Annotated in this window: 2 protein-coding genes; both read left to right on the top strand. The window is 57.3% G+C overall.

What is annotated here, in order from left to right:
* The coding region (locus tag D0T11_RS22820; protein ID WP_182888565.1) for a hypothetical protein at positions 1 to 596 on the top strand (596 nt) is incomplete at its 5' end.
* Between the two features lie 254 nt (positions 597 to 850).
* Entirely contained in the window at positions 851 to 1582 is a 732-nt protein-coding gene (locus tag D0T11_RS21620) for a hypothetical protein (protein WP_119657871.1), read from the top strand.
* Positions 1583 to 2144 lie beyond the last annotated feature (562 nt).

The raw sequence follows: 2144 nt of genomic DNA, 5'->3' as shown, positions 1-2144 counted from the left end.
TCAAATCGGTATTCGGGCGGCGCATCCTGGCCCAGATCAACAACACGGCCTCCCTCGAGCTGCCCCTGTGCGGCGGAGCCCAGAACCTGACGCTCACCCTGCCCCAGCAGTACTTCGCCGGCGACGCGCGCTTTCCCATCGCCAGCTACGTGTGGAGCATCCCGCCCACCTTCACCGTCGTGGGYGGCCAGCCTGCTCCGGGCTTCGGGGCCAACCGCTGGCTGAGCGGCCCCTCCATCACGGTGCAGGTCCCCGCCGGCCAACTCACCGAAACAGTGGCCGTCGTGCTCTGGAGCCGCGAGTGCGAGGGCCCGACCTACAACAACCCACCCGCCAGCCTCAYCAGCTTTGAGCAGACCCTGACCATCMSCCGCCCCGTGCCCACCATCACCAGCGTCACCGCCTCGGCGTCGGCCCTGAGTTGCGGCGACCAGCGCCCRCTCTCGCTCTCGGCCAGCATCAGCCAGCCCGGGGCCTCCTCCTTCGCCTGGAACCTGCCCCCCGGCTGGAACTACGTGCCCAATACGCCCACCAACACGGCCACCGTTTCTGTCGACGAGCAAGCAGGCGCTGTCGGCGCAATAACCCGGCTATAGCTCCCTCATCCACTAATTTGCTTGCTTGCTTGCTTGCTTGCTTGCTTGCTTGCTTGCACTGCCCTATACTTGCCCCCGCATTACCGTTCTATCTGCTACCGCCGCCGCCCGCTCTATCTTACCTACCGCGCCGGGCCGCGCTGCTTGCCTACCCCACTCACACACCGCCACTGCCTGCCTCCTGCCCCCACTCGGGCTGCCGGGGGCCGCGTGGCTTTTTTCGGGCCTTTCCTTTTCCTCTTCCTACCCACGCTATGAACCCCCTTGCCTGCCTGCTGCTGGCCGCCGCCCTGCCCCTGGCCGCCGCCGCCCAAACCACCCCCACCGACTCCGTGGCCACCTTCAAGCACCAGCTGGGCCTAACGGCCAGCCCCGTGCTCGACGGCTTCTTTAAAAACAACCGCGCCCTGCCCCTAGGCTTGCTCTACAAGCGCCAGACCAAACCCAATCAAGCGTTGCGATTGGGGTTGATAATTAGCCAACGATACGCACACCGCTTCGATACGCAATTACGCGTCAATCCTGGTTTCACTAACAACTTATTTGGGGCTGAACTATACATAGGCCGTGAGTGGCAAAGCCCTTTAAATGCTCGCTGGGTAGCCTATACTGGTTTCGACAGTGGCCTGGAATACAGCCGCTATAATACCCGAGACGAACAAGCAAGAATTGGCTCTTTTAATGGATCAGATGAAGAACTTCTCTTCAAAAGAGAAGACTTATTTACTTACTACTCTGCGTTTTTGCGTCCATTGATTGGTGTACGCTATCAATTAAGTCCATTCTTATATGCCAGTGTCGAAGCCGTAGTGTCAGCGCGCTTTCTACGAACTAATCTTAGAGATAGAAGTTCGCTCACTCGCATTTCTACGAATGAAATACTGTCGTCTGATGGCACCAAAGTTAAGGATAATGCTTTCCGTGCTTCGTTGCAGCCAATCAGTCAACTCACGCTGCATTACTGCTTTGGCGTGCCTGTACGCTGAGGCCTCTTCTCGCAATTCTTTTCTTACTCTTTTTCCCTTTCCTATGAAAACATCCCTATTTCCTTTGTGGCAGTTGCTGACTGCTACTCTCTTCACACTCTTGTTGAATATTTCTCCACTATTGGCCCAAACATTCCAAAATTATGCGCCAAGTGTCTGCCCCAATCAAACGGTAACGTATATGCTGGAAAATATTCCGGCCGATTATAAAATTGAGAACCCCTCCATCGCTAATGGTGCGTTCCGTAATACCCCTACGGTCGTCAAAGGCCGAGCAGAATATCAAGTAGTGTGGGGCGTTGGTGAAACGGGTAGCATCATGCCTGGACTAAGAATGCCTACTCAAAGAGACAGAGACGGAAACATTACAGCATACGGTCCTGCCACTCCCAGTAATACACCCAGCGTGGTCGTCAAATCGGTATTCGGGCGGCGCATCCTGGCCCAGATCAACAACACGGCCTCCCTCGAGCTGCCCCTGTGCGGCGGAGCCCAGAACCTGACGCTCACCCTGCCCCAGCAGTACTTCGCCGGCGACGCGCGCTTTCCCATCGCCAGCTAC

It is taken from the genome of Hymenobacter rubripertinctus (assembly GCF_003583925.1).
Classification (GTDB): Bacteria; Bacteroidota; Bacteroidia; order Cytophagales; family Hymenobacteraceae; genus Hymenobacter; species Hymenobacter rubripertinctus.
This window is presented reverse-complemented; position numbering and strand designations above follow the sequence as displayed.

Excerpts from the sequence above, each read along its gene's own strand:
- D0T11_RS21620 (WP_119657871.1), top strand. The coding sequence starts at position 851 with ATGAACCCCCTTGCCTGCCTGCTGCTGGCCGCCGCCCTGCCCCTGGCC.